Annotated in this window: 13 protein-coding genes; 6 read left to right on the top strand and 7 right to left on the bottom strand. The window is 70.8% G+C overall.

Features of this window, described 5'->3' with window-relative positions; translation table 11 throughout:
- Positions 1-172: 172 nt before the first annotated feature.
- Both ACZ5VD_RS13585 and ACZ5VD_RS13580 read right to left on the bottom strand, forming a co-directional pair.
- Complete coding sequence (locus tag ACZ5VD_RS13585; protein WP_468550103.1) at positions 173-1,255, bottom strand: metallophosphoesterase; 1,083 nt, start codon at positions 1,253-1,255, stop codon at positions 173-175.
- Between the two features lie 243 nt (positions 1,256-1,498).
- On the bottom strand, positions 1,499-2,611 hold the full coding sequence (locus ACZ5VD_RS13580; RefSeq protein WP_468550104.1) for a LacI family DNA-binding transcriptional regulator: 1,113 nt from the start codon (positions 2,609-2,611) through the stop codon (positions 1,499-1,501).
- A 460-nt stretch (positions 2,612-3,071) separates the two neighbouring features.
- Between ACZ5VD_RS13580 and hisC the strand changes: the two genes are divergently transcribed.
- The 6 genes from hisC (at position 3,072) to ACZ5VD_RS13550 (ending at position 13,509) form a co-directional block, all read left to right on the top strand.
- Positions 3,072-4,151 carry a histidinol-phosphate transaminase gene (gene hisC / locus ACZ5VD_RS13575; RefSeq protein WP_468682300.1) on the top strand — a complete coding sequence of 360 codons (1,080 nt, stop codon included), beginning with the start codon at positions 3,072-3,074 and terminating at the stop codon, positions 4,149-4,151.
- A 200-nt stretch (positions 4,152-4,351) separates the two neighbouring features.
- A complete protein-coding gene (locus ACZ5VD_RS13570; RefSeq protein WP_468682299.1) occupies positions 4,352-5,860 on the top strand; it encodes a cytochrome ubiquinol oxidase subunit I in 1,509 nt (502 codons plus the stop codon).
- 18 nt (positions 5,861-5,878) lie between these two features.
- Positions 5,879-6,883: a cytochrome d ubiquinol oxidase subunit II gene (gene cydB, locus ACZ5VD_RS13565; RefSeq protein ID WP_468550107.1), complete on the top strand. Its 1,005-nt coding sequence runs from the start codon at positions 5,879-5,881 to the stop codon at positions 6,881-6,883.
- 81 nt (positions 6,884-6,964) lie between these two features.
- The gene (cydD, locus tag ACZ5VD_RS13560; protein ID WP_468682298.1) at positions 6,965-10,549 is read left to right on the top strand and encodes a thiol reductant ABC exporter subunit CydD; all 3,585 of its coding nucleotides are present in this window, start codon (positions 6,965-6,967) and stop codon (positions 10,547-10,549) included.
- A 65-nt stretch (positions 10,550-10,614) separates the two neighbouring features.
- Positions 10,615-12,300, top strand: a complete 1,686-nt coding sequence (locus ACZ5VD_RS13555; protein WP_468682297.1) for a GAF domain-containing sensor histidine kinase — start codon at positions 10,615-10,617, stop codon at positions 12,298-12,300.
- 135 nt (positions 12,301-12,435) lie between these two features.
- Positions 12,436-13,509 carry a M23 family metallopeptidase gene (locus tag ACZ5VD_RS13550; protein WP_468682296.1) on the top strand — a complete coding sequence of 358 codons (1,074 nt, stop codon included), beginning with the start codon at positions 12,436-12,438 and terminating at the stop codon, positions 13,507-13,509.
- A gap of 34 nt (positions 13,510-13,543) precedes the next feature.
- Here ACZ5VD_RS13550 and ACZ5VD_RS13545 read toward each other — a convergent pair whose 3' ends face one another.
- From ACZ5VD_RS13545 to ACZ5VD_RS13525, 5 genes are all read right to left on the bottom strand, one after another.
- Positions 13,544-14,413 carry an HAD hydrolase family protein gene (locus tag ACZ5VD_RS13545; RefSeq protein WP_468550111.1) on the bottom strand — a complete coding sequence of 290 codons (870 nt, stop codon included), beginning with the start codon at positions 14,411-14,413 and terminating at the stop codon, positions 13,544-13,546.
- 144 nt (positions 14,414-14,557) lie between these two features.
- Positions 14,558-15,469, bottom strand: coding sequence for an LLM class flavin-dependent oxidoreductase (locus ACZ5VD_RS13540; RefSeq protein ID WP_468682295.1), 912 nt, complete (start codon positions 15,467-15,469; stop codon positions 14,558-14,560).
- Between the two features lie 52 nt (positions 15,470-15,521).
- Positions 15,522-15,980 carry a hypothetical protein gene (locus tag ACZ5VD_RS13535; protein WP_468682294.1) on the bottom strand — a complete coding sequence of 153 codons (459 nt, stop codon included), beginning with the start codon at positions 15,978-15,980 and terminating at the stop codon, positions 15,522-15,524.
- 7 nt (positions 15,981-15,987) lie between these two features.
- Positions 15,988-16,536: an RNA 2'-phosphotransferase gene (locus ACZ5VD_RS13530; RefSeq protein ID WP_468550114.1), complete on the bottom strand. Its 549-nt coding sequence runs from the start codon at positions 16,534-16,536 to the stop codon at positions 15,988-15,990.
- 122 nt (positions 16,537-16,658) lie between these two features.
- Positions 16,659-17,573: a MerR family transcriptional regulator gene (locus ACZ5VD_RS13525; RefSeq protein WP_468550323.1), complete on the bottom strand. Its 915-nt coding sequence runs from the start codon at positions 17,571-17,573 to the stop codon at positions 16,659-16,661.
- Between the last annotated feature and the right edge of the window lie 13 nt (positions 17,574-17,586).

The following is a 17,586-nucleotide window of genomic DNA, read 5'->3' as shown; positions in this document are numbered from 1 at the left end:
TTGGGGCTCGCACGCTGACGAGCCGTCGGGCAGAAACGGAGGGGAGCCTGCTACGGATAAGCCGATGGTAGAGCGATGAAGGCACGCCGTGACAGGGGGTTTACCGAAAATGGCCACTGGCCGGAGCTGCCATCGACCGGTCCATTGCCAGGAACGCCTGCCCTGGGAACGTTCAGATATCCAGGGGAAGTTGCTGGACCAGTAGCTTTCCGGCCATGGTCACGCCGCCGTCCATCGCGATGGCGAGTCCGTCGGCGTAGAGGTGCGGCCCTTCGACCAGCGGAGTTGCCGGATCCTCGCCCTCTTCGGAGCCGACCTCGCCGAGGAGATACGGAATGGGACTGTGACCGTGAACGATACGGGTGCCGCCATACGTATCGAGCAGCGAGCGCACGGCGTCCGCGCCGCCCTCGTCGCGGAAGGAGAAGCGCTTGGTGAACTTGCGGAACAGATCCCACACTTCGTCCGCGTCGTTGCGCGTGATCGTCTCGCGGACGGTGTCGTTGACCTCTTCGATGGACCGGCCGTAGTCGAGGTACGCGGTGGTGTCGGAGTGGACGAGCAGATGCCCGTCGACCTCCTCCACGGCGTCCAGGCGGGCCATCCACTGGAGGTGGTGGTCCTGGAGTCGGTCCATGTCGCTCTTCTGGCCGCCGTTGAGCAGCCAGGCGGCCTGGAAGGTGGCGGTGCCCGCACCGGAGTTGACGGGGGTGTCGCCGAACCGCTTGGCGCCGAGCAGCAGCAGCTCGTGGTTGCCCATGAGGGCCTTGCAGTAGCCGCCGGCCGCGGCGGCCTCCGCGGACAGCCGCATCACGAGGTCGATGACGCCGATGCCGTCGGGGCCGCGGTCGGTGAAGTCGCCGAGGAACCAGAGCCGGGCGGTGCCCGCGCACCAGTTGGCCGCGGAGTCGATGAGGCCCTTCTCCTGGAGGGCGGCCACCAACTCGTCGATGTAGCCGTGCACGTCTCCGACGACGTACAGCGGTCCGGGGCCGGCCGTCCCCTGCGGATCCGTCGCCACCGCGGGGTCGATGTGCACCTGGAGCGTGTCACCCCGGTTGATGACGGGCAGGTCGCGCTCGGTCGGCGTGTACCCCTCGGGGAGGTCCACCGTCTCCTCGACCGGCTCGACGGCCTCGCCGACGGGCGCGGCGTGGGGTGACGGACCGGTCTCGTGGACGTACGCGGGCACCCGGAAGTCGCGCAACGTAGCCGTCCGCTCCACCGCGGGTCCCTGACCGGCCCCCTGAGTCATCAGACCCCTCCACCATCACGCCGCATCTGCACCGCTTCGGACTGCCTGGTCGCAGCGGCCCGCGGTGTCGTGGGCCCATCATAGGAATGCGGATCGCGCCATGTGATGACCCAGGGGTGGTGAATCGGAGCAAGAGTCCAGTTCACCGCGGCTTTCGCCCCGATTGGGCAGGGCTTCGACCTCCTGACGATCGTTGCCGCCCTGCCCCTGGGAACGCGCTTTCCCGCTCCGGCCGCCCTCGTTCTACTTCTCCTCGGGTGAGCGCGGCGGGCTGACGGTCGTACGCGGAGGACGTCGCTGGGACGAGGTACGCACGATCAGTTCGGTCGGTATCACCTGCTCGACCGGTTGGTCCGATTCGAGCCCCTCGATGGCGTCGATGAGGAGCTGGACCACCGCGGTGCCGATGCGACGCGGCTTCAGGGAGAGTGTGGTGACGGGCGGCTCGGTGCTGGCGTACACGGTGGACTCGCTGCAGCAGACCAGAAGCAGGTCCTCCGGTACGCGGAGTCCGTAGCGGCGGGCGGCGGCGAGCAGGTCGGTGCCGTTCGGGTCGAACAGTCCGTACACGGCGTCGGGACGGTCGGGGCGGGCGAGCAGCCGGTCGGCTGCGACGGCGCCCGCGCACGGATCGTGCGCCGGATAGGCCTCGTACACCGGATCCTGGCCGACACGCTCGCACCAGCGCAGGTACGCGGTGGTGGACAGATGGGTGTACGTGTCGGTCGTCGTGCCCGTGAGCAGGCCGATGCGGCGGGCGCCGGCGTCGGCCAGATGGTCGAGGATGCCGAGTACGGCGGCCTCGTGGTCGTTGTCGACCCACGCGGTGACCGGAAGCGAGCCGGCCGGGCGGCCGTCGGAGACGACCGGTAAGCCCTGGCGGACCAGTTCACTGACGACCGGGTCCTGGTCGGACGGGTCGATGACGACCGTGCCGTCCAGGGCGACGTTCGACCACACGTCGTGGCGGGAGGTCGCCGGGAGGATGACGAGGGCGTAGCCGCGGGCGAGCGCGGCCGAGGTGGCGGCGCGCGCCATCTCGGCGAAGTACGCGAACTCGGTGAAGGTGAAAGGTTCATCCCCGTACGTCGTCACGGTCAGGCCGATGAGGCCGGACTTGCCGGTACGGAGGGTTCGGGCGGCGGCCGACGGGCGGTAGCCCAGCCGGTCGGCGACTTCGCGGACATGGCGTCGGGTGGCGTCCGGGAGCCGCCCCTTGCCGTTGAGGGCGTCGGAGACGGTCGTGATGGAGACTCCGGCGGCGGCGGCCACGTCTCTGATGCCTGCCCGTCCCGGCCGACTTCCTCGGCGTGCGGTCTCCGCGCGGCTCACCTGGTGCTTCCCTGCTGCTGTCATGGCGAGCCGATAGTAGGGCTCATGCGGTGGGGTAGGGCGGACGCATATGCACGCGTTGACAGGCACGTTTCTGCAAGGTCACCAACCGTCAAATGCCTTGGAAAGCAAGGGGTTTGAACCATTCAATGGCAAGACGTGACTTGTCGGCCCGTGCAAGCCTGCCAAGTGGTCCATGTTTCGAAGAGGTCTCAACTCACCTCTACGAGGGATGCGCGCCAGGGCGTGAGCCACCGGCGCGTAGATATATGTGACAGCGCCCCCTGATTCGTACGCCTTCGTGTGGTGATGCCCCTGATGCGGGTGTGACGGACGAGGCCGACTGCCACGGCGGACGAGGCCGACTCCTGTGACGGACGAGGCCGACCCCGACCTGTACGCAGCCGCGCGGAATCCTCATAGGGTGAGGAGCATGGAAGCCGGCGGTGATGACGGGCCGCCGGTGGTCGCGAGGAGGACTGCGGTGAGCGAGACGAGCCCCAAGCTGCGCGCCGAGCTGGAGGGGATCCCCACCTACAAGCCGGGGCGGCCCGCGGCGGCCGGCGGCCCGGTGGCCTACAAGCTGTCCTCCAACGAGAACCCCTATCCGCCGCTGCCCGGTGTGATGGAGTCCGTGACGGCCGCCGCCTCCTCGTTCAACCGCTACCCGGACATGGCGTGCACGGGTCTGATGAACGAGCTGTCCGAGCGCTTCGCCGTCCCGCTCTCCCACCTGGCCACCGGCACCGGCTCGGTCGGCGTGGCGCAGCAGCTGATCCAGGCGACCTCCGGCCCCGGCGACGAGGTGATCTACGCCTGGCGTTCCTTCGAGGCCTACCCGATCATCGCGCAGGTCAGCGGGGCGACGTCGGTGCAGGTGCCGCTGACGCCGGCCGATGTGCACGACCTGGACGCCATGGCGGACGCGATCACCGACTGGACCCGGCTGATCTTCGTCTGCAACCCCAACAACCCGACCGGCACGGTCGTGCGGCGGGCCGAGCTGGAGCGTTTCCTCGATCGGGTGCCGGGCGATGTGCTGGTGGTGCTGGACGAGGCGTACCGCGAGTTCATCCGCGATGCCGAGGTCCCGGACGGCGTGGAGCTGTACCGCGACCGGCCGAACGTATGCGTGCTGCGTACCTTCTCGAAGGCGTACGGGCTGGCCGGCCTCCGTGTCGGATTCGCCATCGCCCACGAGCCGGTGGCGGCGGCGCTGCGCAAGACGGCCGTGCCCTTCGGTGTGAGCCAGCTCGCGCAGGAGGCGGCGGTCGCCTCACTGCGGGCCGAGGACGAGCTGCTCGGCCGGGTCGGCTCGCTGGTGGGCGAGCGGGTGCGTGTGGTCGAGGCGCTGCGCGGCCAGGGCTGGACCGTGCCCGAGACGCAGGCCAACTTCGTGTGGCTGCGGCTGGGGGAGCACGCGGCCGGGTTCGCGGCGGCGTGTGAGCAGGCGGGTGTGGTGGTCCGGCCGTTCCCGGGGGAGGGCGTGCGCGTGACGGTCGGGGAGACCGAGGCGAACGACATCTTCCTGAAGGCGGCGGAAGGGTTCCGCAAGGAGCTGTAGCGGCTTGAGGGGTTTCCAGGTGCCGGTGTGGTGAGGGGGGTCCCCCAAGGGGGACCCCCCTTGGCATGTCGAAAATCGGTAGGTCATAATTGCTTGTGAATGTGAACGCGTTCACAAGCGTGTCCCGGTTGCTCCCATGACGCGTGTGACAAAAGGGGCAAACTGCCGCTGTACCACGGCGACATAAGGAGGCTGACGACGTGGAATTGGCTCTGGCGCCGGAGACATTGGCGCGCTGGCAGTTCGGCATCACCACCGTCTACCACTTCCTGTTCGTTCCCCTGACGATCTCGCTCGCCGCCCTCACGGCCGGCCTGCAGACCGCATGGGTGCGCACGGAGAAGGAGAAGTACCTCAGGGCCACCAAGTTCTGGGGCAAGCTCTTCCTGATCAACATCGCGATGGGTGTCGTCACCGGCATCGTCCAGGAGTTCCAGTTCGGTATGAACTGGTCCGACTACTCGCGCTTCGTCGGTGACGTCTTCGGCGCCCCGCTCGCCTTCGAGGCCCTGATCGCCTTCTTCTTCGAGTCGACGTTCATCGGGCTGTGGATCTTCGGCTGGGACAAGCTGCCGAAGAGGATCCACCTGGCCTGCATCTGGATGGTCTCGATCGGCACGATCCTGTCGGCCTACTTCATCCTCGCGGCCAACTCGTGGATGCAGCACCCGGTCGGCTACCGGATCAACGAGGCCAAGGGCCGCGCCGAGCTCACCGACTTCTGGCTGGTCCTGACCCAGAACACCGCGCTCGCCCAGGCCTTCCACACCCTCACCGCGGCCTTCCTCACCGGCGGCGCCTTCATGGTGGGCATCTCCGCCTTCCATCTGCTGCGCAAGAAGCACATCCGCGAGATGAAGACCTCGCTGCGGCTCGGCCTGGTCACCGTCGCCGTCGGCGGCCTGCTCACCGCGGTCAGCGGCGACACGCTCGGCAAGATCATGTACGAGCAGCAGCCGATGAAGATGGCCGCCGCCGAGGCGCTGTGGGACGGCGAGGCGCCCGCGCCCTTCTCCGTCTTCGCCTACGGCGACGTCGACGCCGGCCACAACAAGGTCGCCATAGAGATCCCGGGCCTGCTGTCCTTCCTGGCCAAGGACGACTTCAGCTCGTACGTCCCCGGCATCAACGACGTCAACAGGTCCGAGCAGGAGAAGTTCGGTCCCGGCGACTACCGGCCCAACATCCCGGTCGCCTACTGGGGCTTCCGCTGGATGATCGGCTTCGGCATGACGTCCTTCGCCATCGGACTGGCCGGGCTCTGGCTGACCCGCAAGAAGTTCCTGCTGCCGCGGCACCTCAGGGTCGGCGACGACGAAGTGCCGCATCTCGTCCTCTTCGGGAAGAAGCCCCTCGGCCCGAAGCTCACCACCTGGTACTGGCGCATCGCCATCTGGACCCTGGGCTTCCCGCTGATCGCCAGCTCCTGGGGCTGGATCTTCACCGAGATGGGCCGCCAGCCATGGGTCGTCTACGGCGTCCTGCAGACCCGGGACGCGGTCTCCCCCGGCGTCTCCCAGGGCGAGATCATCACCTCGATGATCGTCTTCACCAGCCTGTACGCCGTCCTCGCCGTCATCGAGGTCAAGCTGCTCGCGAAGTACGTCAAGGCCGGTCCACCCGAGCTCACCGAGGCCGACCTCAACCCGCCCAAGAAGATCGGCGGCGACTCCCGTGACGCCGACAAGCCGATGGCCTTCTCGTACTAGGCCCAGGGAGCTCAAGTCATGGAACTTCACGACGTCTGGTTCGTCCTCATCGCCGTCCTGTGGACCGGCTACTTCTTCCTGGAGGGCTTCGACTTCGGAGTCGGCATCCTCACCAAGCTGTTGGCCCGCGACCGGACCGAGAAGCGGGTGCTGATCAACACCATCGGCCCCGTCTGGGACGGCAACGAGGTCTGGCTGCTGTCGGCCGGCGGTGCGACCTTCGCCGCCTTCCCCGAGTGGTACGCCACGCTCTTCTCGGGCTTCTACCTGCCCCTGCTGCTCATCCTGGTCTCCTTGATCGTCCGTGGCGTGGCCTTCGAGTACCGGGCGAAGCGGCCCGAGGAGAACTGGCAGCGCAACTGGGAGCACGCGATCTTCTGGACCTCGTTGCTCCCCGCGTTCCTGTGGGGCGTCGCCTTCGGCAACATCGTGCGCGGCGTGAAGATCGACCAGAACTTCGAGTACGTCGGCACCTTCTGGGACCTGCTCAACCCGTACGCGCTGCTCGGCGGCCTGGTGACGCTGACGCTGTTCACCTTCCACGGTGCGGTGTTCACGGCGCTCAAGACCGTCGGTGACATCCGGACACGGGCGCGGAGGCTGGCGACCGGAGTCGGTCTCGCCACGGCCGTGCTGGCACTGGTCTTCCTGCTGTGGACGCAGGCCGAGAGCGGTGACGGCAAGAGCCTGGTCGCGCTCGTCGTGGCGGTCGCGGCTCTGGTCGCGGCACTCGTGGCGAACCAGCTCGGGCGCGAGGGCTGGTCGTTCGCGCTGTCCGGGGTCACCATCGTGGCCGCGGTGGCGATGCTCTTCCTGACGCTCTTCCCGAACGTCATGCCGTCCTCGCTCAACGCCGACTGGAGCCTCACGGTCACCAACGCCTCGTCCAGTCCCTACACCCTGAGGATCATGACCTGGTGCGCGGCGATCGCCACCCCGGTCGTCATGCTCTACCAGGGCTGGACCTACTGGGTGTTCCGCAAGCGGATCGGCACGCAGCACATCGCCGAAGCCGCTCACTGAGTCCGACCGGGGGTGCGGGTCATCGTGGTGCGCGATGTTTCACGTGAAACACGGTGAACCGGACCCCTTGGACCGAAGGGCATGTTTCACGTGAAACCGATCGATCCGCGTCTCCTCCGCTACGCCCGTGCCACCCGGCTCTTCCTGGTGGCAGTCGTCGGCCTGGGTGTCGTCGGCGCCGGGCTCGTCATCGCGCAGGCCATGCTCATCGCCGACGTGGTGGTGGGTGCCTTCCAGCACGGCATGGCGGTCGGTGAACTCAGGACTCCGCTGCTGCTGTTGACAGCCGTGGCCCTCGGCCGCGCGTTCGTCGCCTGGCTCACCGAGCTGGCCGCGCACCGGGCTAGCGCCGCGGTGAAGTCGGAGCTGCGCGGGCGGCTGCTGGAGCGGGCCGTCGCGCTGGGCCCCGGCTGGCTGAGCGGACAGCGGACCGGCTCGCTGGTCACCCTCGCCACGCGGGGCGTCGACGCCCTCGACGACTACTTCTCGCGCTATCTCCCGCAGTTGGGGCTCGCGGTGGTCGTGCCGGTGGCGGTGCTGGCCCGGATCGTCACCGAGGACTGGGTCTCGGCGGCCATCATCGTCGGCACCCTGCCGCTCATTCCCGTCTTCATGGTGCTCATCGGCTGGGCCACGCAGTCCCGGATGGACCGGCAGTGGGAGCTGCTGTCCCGGCTCTCCGGTCACTTCCTCGACGTGGTCGCCGGGTTGCCCACCCTGAAGGTGTTCGGCCGGGCCAAGGCGCAGGCCGAGTCGATCCGGCGCATCACCGGCGAGTACCGGCAGGCGACCATGCGGACGCTGCGGATCGCCTTCATCTCCTCCTTCGCCCTGGAGTTGCTCGCCACGCTGTCGGTGGCCCTCGTCGCCGTGACGATCGGCATGCGGCTCGTCCACGGCGAGATGGATCTGTACATCGGTCTGGTCATCCTCGTCCTGGCGCCGGAGGCATACCTGCCGCTGCGCCAGGTGGGGGCGCAGTACCACGCGGCGGCGGAGGGACTCGCCGCCGCCGAGGAGATCTTCTCGGTGCTGGAGACTCCGGTACCGCAGACGGGTGCCGCGGCCGTACCGCCCGGGGGTCTGTCCTTCGAGGGGGTTTCGGTGCGCTACCCCGGGCGGTCCGGGGACGTCGTGGCGGACGTGTCGTTCCGTGTCGAGCCCGGGGAGACGGTCGCGCTGGTCGGGCCGAGCGGTGCGGGCAAGTCGACGTTGCTGAATGTGCTGCTGGGTTTTGTGCGGCCCATCGAAGGACGGGTTCTGGCCGGGGGAGTCGATCTCGCCGACGCCGACCTGGAGCGCTGGCGGGCACGGATCGCGTGGGTGCCGCAGCGGCCCCATCTGTTCGCCGGGACGATCGCCGAGAACGTCCGCCTCGCCCGGCCCGACGCCGACGGCAACGCCGTCCGGCGGGCGTTGGGGGACGCGGGCGCGCTGGAGTTCGTGGACGCGCTGTCCCAGGGCGCCGACACCGTGCTCGGTGAGGACGGGGCCGGACTGTCCGCCGGGCAGCGGCAGCGGCTCGCACTGGCCCGGGCCTTCCTCGCCGACCGGCCCGTGCTGCTGCTCGACGAGCCGACGGCCGCGCTGGACGGGGCCACCGAGGCCGAGGTCGTCGAGGCGGTACGGCGGCTCGCGGTGGGCCGGACGGTGCTGCTGGTCGTGCACCGGCCGGCGTTGCTGTCGGTCGCGGACCGCGTGGTGCGGCTGGCGCAGCCCGTGTCCCCCACCGTGCCCACCGAGCCGGACGGTTCGACATCTGGGGCCGCTGGTTCGGTCTCCGAGCCCGCTCGCCCGGTCTCCGAGACCGCCGAGACGGAAGAGCCGGTTGTCACCAGAGCGCCTGAACAGGGCGACTTGGGCGCGGTCCCGTCGGAGAAGGACCGCGGACGTACGCCGGACGCGGCCCACGTCCTGGCCCGCGTCCGGGCCATGTCCGGCGCCCGGCGCGGTCGGCTCGCGCTCGCCCTGCTGCTCGGGAGCCTCGCGCTCGGCAGTGCCGTGGGGCTGATGGCCACCTCCGGCTGGCTCATCTCGCGGGCCTCGCAGCAGCCGCCCGTGCTCTACCTGATGGTGGCCGTGACGGCGACGCGGGCCTTCGGGATCGGGCGGGCCGTCTTCCGGTACGGGGAGCGGCTCGTGTCGCACGACGCCGTACTGCGGATGCTCGCCGACACCCGGGTCGCGGTGTACCGGCGCCTTGAGCGACTCGCGCCCGCGGGGCTGCGGCAGACCCGCCGGGGCGATCTGCTGTCGAGGCTGGTCGCCGACGTGGACGCCCTGCAGGACTACTGGCTGCGCTGGCTGTTGCCCGCGGGTGCCGCCGTGGCCGTGTCCACCGGGGCCGTGGGCTTCGCGACCTGGCTGCTGCCGGAGGCCGGCGCGGTGCTCGCCGTCGGACTGCTGGTGGCAGGCGCCGGCGTCCCGCTGGTCACCGGTGCGGTGGCCCGGCGGGCCGAGCGCAGGCTGGCCCCCGCCCGAGGTGTACTGGCCACCCGCGTGACCGATCTGCTCACCGGGACCGCCGAGTTGACCGTCGCGGGCGCTCTGCCCGGACGCGCCGCCGAAGCGCGGCGGGCCGACGGGACGCTGACCCGGATCGCCTCCCGCGCCGCCACCGCCACCGCCCTCGGCGACGGCCTCACCACGCTGCTCTCCGGCCTGACCGTCACCGCCAGCGCCCTCGTGGGCGCCCAGGGGGTCGCCGACGGCAGGCTGAGCGGCGTGGCGATGGCCGTCGTCGTCCTCACCCCGCTGGCCGCCTTCGAGGCCGTACTGGGCCTGCCGCCGGCCGTGCGGTACCGGCAGCGGGTGCGCAGGAGCGCGGAGCGCGTGTACGAGGTGCTGGACGCACCCGAGCCCGTACGGGAGCCGGAACGGCCCCGACAGGCGCCCGTGTCGCCGTTCCCGGTCGTGGTCAAGGGGCTTGCCGCCCGGCACGCCGGACAGGACCGGGACGCGCTCGCCGGGCTGGACCTGACTCTGGAGCAGGGCCGCCGGGTCGCGGTGGTCGGGCCGTCCGGGTCCGGCAAGTCGACGCTCGCGCAGGTGCTCCTGCGCTTCCTGGACACCGAGGCGGGCTCCTACACGCTGGGCGGGGTGGACGCGTACGCGCTGGACGGCGACGACGTACGGCGGCTCGTCGGACTGTGCGCGCAGGACGCGCACCTCTTCGACAGCTCGGTGCGCGAGAACCTCCTGCTGGCCAGGAAGGACGCCACCGAGGACGAACTGCGCGACGCGCTGCGGCGGGCCCGGTTGCTCGACTGGGCCGACTCACTGCCCGACGGACTCGACACGCTGGTCGGCGAGCACGGGGCACGGCTGTCCGGCGGGCAGCGGCAGCGGCTCGCGCTGGCCCGGGCGCTGCTGGCCGACTTCCCCGTCCTCGTCCTCGACGAGCCCGCCGAGCATCTCGACCTGCCCACCGCGGACGCGCTGACCGCCGATCTGCTGGCCGCCACCGAGGGCCGTACGACACTGCTCATCACCCACCGGCTGGCCGGCCTGGAAGCGGTGGACGAGGTGGTCGTCCTGGAGGCGGGACGTGTGGTGCAGCGAGGTTCGTACGGAGAGCTGGTCGCGGTGGAAGGGCCGTTGCGGGGGATGGTGGAACGGGAGACGGCGGCGGACCTGTGGGTGAGCGGGGGTGCGGTGGTCGGCTGAGCCGCACGTCTTCGCCGGGAGCGGCTCGACTTTCTGTATCAAAGCGGACTAATTAGGCTCGGTGCATGTCCGCCGCATCCCTTCCCGGTCCCGCGTCGCCCGCCCATGGTCTGTCGGCCGAACTGGCCGCCCGGCTGCCGCAACTGCTGGAGGCGATGCGGGCCGTCGGCAGCGGCCTGGAACTGCACTCCACTCTGGAGCGGATCTGTGAGACCGCGGCGGCCCTGACCGGTGCCCGGTACGCGGCGATCGGCGTGGTCGCCGAGGACGGCGTGGGACTCGTCGACTTCGTCTTCGTGGGCGCCGACACGGCGACCGCCCGGCGGATCGGACGGCTGCCGGACGGGCGCAGAGGGCTGCTGGGAGCCCTCATCCGCGAGCCGGAGCCGGTCCGGGTCGCGGACCTGACCGCCGACCCGCGCTCCTGCGGCTTCCCCGAACACCATCCGCCGATGCGGGGCTTCCTCGGCGTCCCACTGCGCGTCCAGGGCGAGATCTTCGGGAACCTGTACCTGACGGAGAAGGACGGACGGGCGCCGTTCGACGACGACGACCTCAACGTGGTCCGCGTACTGGCCACGGAGGCCGGCATCGCCATCGGCAACGCCCGGCTGTACGAGGCAGCCGGGCAGCGCGAACGCTGGATCGACGGATCGGTCGCCGTCACCACCGCCCTGCTGTCCGGCGGTGACACCGACGACGCCCTTCAGGTGGTCGCCGAACAGGCCCGTCGGCTGTCGGGTTCGGCGGCCGGGATCGTTCTGCTGCCCGCCGACGAGGGCGGTCTGGAGATCGTCGCGGTGGCCGCGGACCGGCCGTCGGACGAACTGGGGAGGGTCATCCCGCCCGAGAGCGAGATCGTCGCCGACCTCCTCGACGGGCAGGCCGTGTTCGTGGAGGACGCGGCGGTGGATCCGCGCATGCTCAGCCGTCTCGCACGGGACTACGGGCCGATCATGATGCTGCCGCTGCGGAGCGACGGCCGGGTCATGGGCGGTCTCGTCATGCCCCGCGCACGGGGGGAGCGTCCGTTCTCGGAGGCGGAGCGCGGTCTCGCGGTCCAGTTCGCCGCGCAGGCGGCGCTGGCGCTGGTGATGGCGGAGGCGCAGCGCGACCGGGAACGGCTCGCGGTGTACGAGGACCGCGACCGTATCGCCCGCGACCTGCACGATCTCGTCATCCAGCGGCTGTTCGCCACCGGGATGATGCTGGAGAGCGCGCAGCGCCGGTCGGGGGTCCCCGAGGTGCGGCGCGGGGTCGGCAAGGCCGTCGACGCCCTCGACGTCACCATCCAGGAGATCCGCACCGCGATCTTCGCGCTCCAGCGGGATCCCGGCGAGCCGCCGTCCGGGCTGAGCACGGCCGTGCTGCGGGAGATCAAGACGGCCGCCGTCCCGCTGGGGTTCAGGCCCTCCCACCGTTTCGTCGGTCCGGTCGACACCGTGGTCGGCGAGCTGACCGGCAAGAACCTGATCGCGGCCTTGCGCGAGGCGCTCTCCAACGCCTTCCGGCACGCCGGGGCTTCCCGGATCGACCTCGTCGTCGACGCGACCGTGACCCTGCCGGACGGGCGACCCGGCGTACGGCTGACCGTCGCGGACGACGGCGTCGGCATCCCCGAGAACGGCCGGCGCAGCGGTCTGCGGAACCTCGAACGGCGCGCGGAATCCCTCGGCGGCGACAGCCGGCACGGCCCTGGTATCGGCGAGAACGGTGCCGGTACGACCGTGGTGTGGCAGGCGCCGCACTGAGCTCCGGGTGCGCCGCACGAGGCGCGGGGAAATGCCTGTCCGACGGCACGGAACCAACCCGTCTGCGCCACCATGTCCCCCAGCTGTACGACTTGAACAGGACCGCGGCCCTGGACCGGGGTCAGGATCGCTGACATGCGCTCATCTCGCCGCCACCCGCTGCTCGTTCCGGCGCTGCTGTGTGCGCTGGCCGTGCTCGCGGCCGGTCCCACCGACACCTCCGACGCCGCCGACGACGGCGAGGCCACGCACGGTGTCGCCGACGTGGGGATCAGCGCACAGGTGGACCGGCTGTACGAGGACGCGGCCGTGGCGAGCCGGCAGTACGAGGCGGGCCGGCAGGAGGCCGAGGTGCAGCGGGCGCAGGCCGAGCGCTTCGAGGCGCTGCTGGAACGGGAGCGGCAGGGGATCGCCGTTCTGCACGAGGGCCTGGGCCGGATCGCCCGCGCCCAGTACCGGAGTGGCGGTGGCCTCCCGATCACCGCGCAGATGATCCTGGCGGACAGCCCCGACGACCTGATGCGCGGTCAGCGGGCCGTGTGGCGGGCGGATCTCGCCGTCAACAACGCGATCGACAAGAGCCGCCGGGCGGAGGCGCGGCTCACCTCGGACGAGGCGAAGGCCGCGGCGGCCTGGCAGCAACTGGACCGGCGGAGCACCGAACTCGCCGCTCTGAAGAAGGACATCGAGGCCAAGCTCGAACAGGCCCGGTGGCAGTTGCAGGGGCAGGCGGACGCCTCCGTCGCGGCCGGCGCCTGCCGTGGTGCCGTCCGGCTGGACCAGACGCAGGCCGGCCTCACGAGCACCTGGGTCGCGCCGGTGCAGCACTACGAGCTGTCCGCGGGGTTCGGCAGCGGCGGTGCGCGGTGGGCGAACCGGCACACCGGGCAGGACTTCGCGGTGCCGATCGGTACGCCGGTGGGAGCGGTGGGCGCCGGGCGGGTGGTGAAGGTGTCGTGCGGGGGCGCCTTCGGCATCGAGGTCGTGCTCCAGCACGAGAGCGGCTACTACACGCAGTACGCCCATCTCGCCGCCGTCACCGTCGACCAGGGCCAGCAGGTGGGGCCCGGACAGTGGATCGGGCAGTCCGGCACGAGCGGCAACTCCACCGGCCCGCACCTGCACTTCGAGGTGCGGGTCACTCCGGAGATGGGCTCGGCGGTGGACCCGGTGCCGTGGCTCTCGGCGCGAGGGGTGCCCCTGGGGTAGGAGCGTGGGGTGGCAGCCGCCGCCACGGCAGCGGCTATGCGCGCCCGGTCAGCAGCTGCTCGATCACGACCGCCACCCCGTCCTCGTTGTTGGCGACCGTGCGCCCCGACGCCGCCGCCAGCACGTCCGGGTGGGCGTTGCCCATCGCGTACGACCGTCCCGCCCAGGTGAGCATCTCCACGTCGTTCGGCATGTCCCCGAAGGCGACGACCTGCTCGTGCGAGATACCGCGCTCGGCACAGCACAGGGCGAGTGTGCTGGCCTTGGAGACGCCGGGGCCGCTGATCTCCAGCAGGGCGCTGGGGCTGGAGCGGGTGACATTGGCCTGGTCGCCGATCGCGAGCCGGGCCAGGGTGAGGAAGGCGTCCGGGTCGATGTCCGGGTGGTAGGCGAGGATCTTGAGCACCGGCTCGCCGGCCCCGGGGGCGTCCGGCGCCAGCAGGTCCTCGGCGGGCGCGAGCGAGTCCGGGACCTCCATGTGCAGCTTCGGATAGTCCGGCTCCTGGTAGAAGCCGTACGTCTGCTCGACCGCGTACACCGTGCCCGGCGCCGCGTCACGCAGCAGCCCTACGGCGTCCAGCGCGTTCTGCCGGGCCAGCTCCCGCACCTTCACGAACCGGTGGGCGCCGGGGCCGCCGTGCAGGTCGACCACCGCGGCGCCGTTGCCGCAGATCGCCAGGCCGTGCCCGTGGACGTGCTCGCTGACCACGTCCATCCAGCGGGCCGGGCGGCCGGTGACGAAGAAGACCTCGATACCCGCCTCCTCGGCGGCGGCCAGGGCCGCGACCGTGCGTGGGGACACCGACTTGTCGTCGCGCAGCAGGGTGCCGTCGAGGTCGGTGGCGATCAGCCGGGGCGGGAGGGCTGCGGCCGGGGTCTCGGGCTCTCTAGTCGCTGAGGTCACCCGGCCATTCTCCCGCAGGCGCCCGCACGCCCGTGCGGCGGCCCGCACGGATGAGACGCGGGCGAGGCGCGGAAGAGGGGCGGGCGGGACGCAGACGGGCCCCTGGTCCGGCGCGGACGGGGCACGGGCGACGGTGGGTCCGGGTCAGCCCAGCTGACGTGGGGCCTCCATGGCGATCTGCTCGAAGACCTTCTCGTCCGCGGCGAAGTCCGAGTCGGGGATGGGCCAGTGGATCACGATCTCGGTGAAGCCCAGCTCCCGGTGGCGGCCCGCGAAGTCCACGAACGCGTCCACGGACTGGAGCGGGCGGGCGCGGTCCGGGGTGAAACCGGTGAGCAGGATCTTGTCGATCGTGGTCGCGTCACGGCCGATCGCGGCGCAGGCGTCGGCCAGTTTCTCCGCCTGTCCGCGAAGGGCCTGAACCGACTGTTCCGGGGTGCCGTTCTCGTACAGCTTGGGGTCGCCGGTGGTCACCCATGCCTGCCCGTGGCGGGCGGCGAGCCCGAGTCCGCGAGGCCCGGTCGCGGCCACCGCGAAGGGCAGTCGGGGCCGCTGCACACAGCCCGGGATGTTGCGTGCCTGGTGCGCCGAGTAGTGATCGCCCTCGTACGAGACACCACGCGGGCCGTCCTCGACGAGGAGCCGGTCCAGGAGCTGGAGGAACTCGGCGAAGCGGTCTGCGCGCTCGCGCGGGGTCCACGGATCCTGTCCGAGCACGGTCGCGTCGAAGCCGGTGCCGCCCGCGCCGATGCCGAGTGTCACCCGTCCGCCGGAGATGTCGTCGAGGGAGATCAGTTCCTTGGCGAGGGTCACCGGGTGCCGGAAGTTCGGCGAGGTCACCAGAGTGCCCAGGCGAAGCTCGTCGGTGACGGCCGCGGCGGCGGTCAGCGTCGGGACGGCACCGAACCAGGGGCCGTCCCGGAAACTGCGCCAGGACAGGTGGTCGTACGTGTACGCGGCGTGGAAGCCGAGCTGCTCGGCGCGCGTCCAGGTCGAACGGCCGCCTTCGTGCCAGCGGCGGTGAGGGAGGATCACAGTGCTCAGACGCAGACTCATGTGTCCGAGCGTATGCGGATGACCGTGTTTCACGTGAAACAGTCACCGACCGTCATCGCACCCGGCCGCTCAGCCAGGGGCTGAGGTGGAGCATCGGCACGTACTCCTTGTGGGTGCGGTCGCCGGGCAGCGGCACGATCAGGAAGTAGCCGGGCGGAAAGCGACGGCCCCGGACATGTGCGAGGCCGCCGAAGACGGAGCGGAGGAAGGCCGGCACGTCGTCACGCGCGATGTCGGGGCACGCGACGCCCTCGACCTCGATCAGCGCGTCGTCCTCCGGGTAGAGCCGCACGCTCACGCGGGGGAGCCCGCCGAACTCGACGAAGGCCTCGTGGGGCAGGGATCCGTCCTCGTCCGTGGTGACGCCGACTCCCGCGGCGCTGCGGCGGGAGGTCCGGTCCGCGCCGATGTCGTGGGTGACCTCGATCTCGCGTGCGTACTCCGCGGCGAGGGCGCGCAGGGCGGTGACGGCGGCCTCGGTGCTGGGCAAGTGGTCCATACCACCGATCATGCAAGGGTCAGCGGGGTTCGGGGAACCGCAGGTACGTCGGCGGGACCGTCTTCGTCAGCCACACGCCGTTGGCGCTGACGTGGAAGACATGGCCGTCGTGGTGCATGGCGCCCGCGTCCACCGACAGGACGACGGGTCGGCCGCGGCGGGCGCCGACGCGCGTCGCGGTCTCCCGGTCGGACGAGAGGTGCACGTCGTGCCGGTTCATGGGCCGCAGCCCCTCGGTACGGATCGCGTCCAGGGACTGGGCCACGGTCCCGTGGTAGAGGTACGACGGCGGGGTCGCCGGCGGCAGGCCGAGGTCCACCTCGACGCTGTGGCCCTGGCTGGCGCGGATCCGGGTGCCGTCGATCGCGAAGCGCCGCTTGTCGTTGGCGGCGACCACGTGGTCCAGCTCGTCCCGGGTGAACCGGAACCCGTGCGTGGCGGCGGCGCCGATCAGCACGTCGATCTCGACCCAGCCGGCCTCGTCGAGGGAGAGCCCGATCCGTTCGGGCTGGTGGCGCAGGTGCTTCGAGAGGTACTTCGACACCTTCACGGTGCGTCTTTCATCCATGCTCCCAGGGTGCCGGGAGAGACGTGGATCACGCGATTGATTTTGTTCGCGATGTTTGATCCACAACCAAGTCCAGTTATCCACAGGGGAATTGGCAATTCTGTGGACAACCACCCGTCGATTCAGGGACTTTCGTCAAGATCGACTGACGGGGAGTGAGTTGAGGAGAGATGGTCCAAAGCCCTTGCCCGCACCTCGCGTTCGGCGGCCAGGGTGATGAACTCGGCGGCCCGCTCCGATCCCACCAGCCTTTCCACCGCCCGCATCGTCTCCGCCGGGATCGGCACGGAACGCGTCCGATCCGGTGCCGACGAAGGTTCCTCCGCCCCGAGGTGCTCCCGCAGCTGCCGCACGGCCAACAGCCGCATCGCCCGGGCGAGTTCCGCGTCCACCGTCTGCTGCGCGAGTGGCCGCAGTCGTCGTACGAGAGAGGCCGCTTCCGCCGCGTCCGCCTCCGTCGGCCGGTGCGGTCCGTCCAGGTAGCGGGCGAAGACGTGCTCGGTCGTGAACTCCAGGAAACGGGCGGCGATGTGCTCGACCCGCCCCCTCAACTCCCGCAGATGGCCCGAGATCGCGGACAGCGGAACCCCGGCGGCATGCAACTCGGCGGCCACCGCCAGTTCTTGGGGGCTCGGCACGAGAAAGGACTCGTCGTCGCCGGGCACCGGCTCCAGCACGCCCAGCTGCACGGCCTCCGCGACCGCGGTGTCGTCGGGGACGCCGCCGAACCGCTCGTGCAGTTCGGCGCGGGAGATCCGTACCGCCTCCTCGTCGGTCCACGGGCCGTCGACCTCGGCGGCCAGCCCGAGCACCCCGCCCAGACCCCGGCCCGCGTCCCACGCCTCCAGGAGCTCCTTGATGGAGGCCAGGGTGTAGCCGCGGTCGAGGAGATCGGCGATCTGGCGCAACCGGACGAGATGGGTGTCCGCGTACACGTTGGCCCGGCCACGGCGTTCCGGGCGGGGGAGCAGCCCGCGGTCCTGGTAGGCGCGGATCGTGCGGACCGTGGCGCCGCTGAGGTGCGCCAGGTCCTCGATGCGATGGGCGGGA

This window comes from Streptomyces sp. NPDC032822 (genome assembly GCF_055578825.1).
This window is presented reverse-complemented; position numbering and strand designations above follow the sequence as displayed.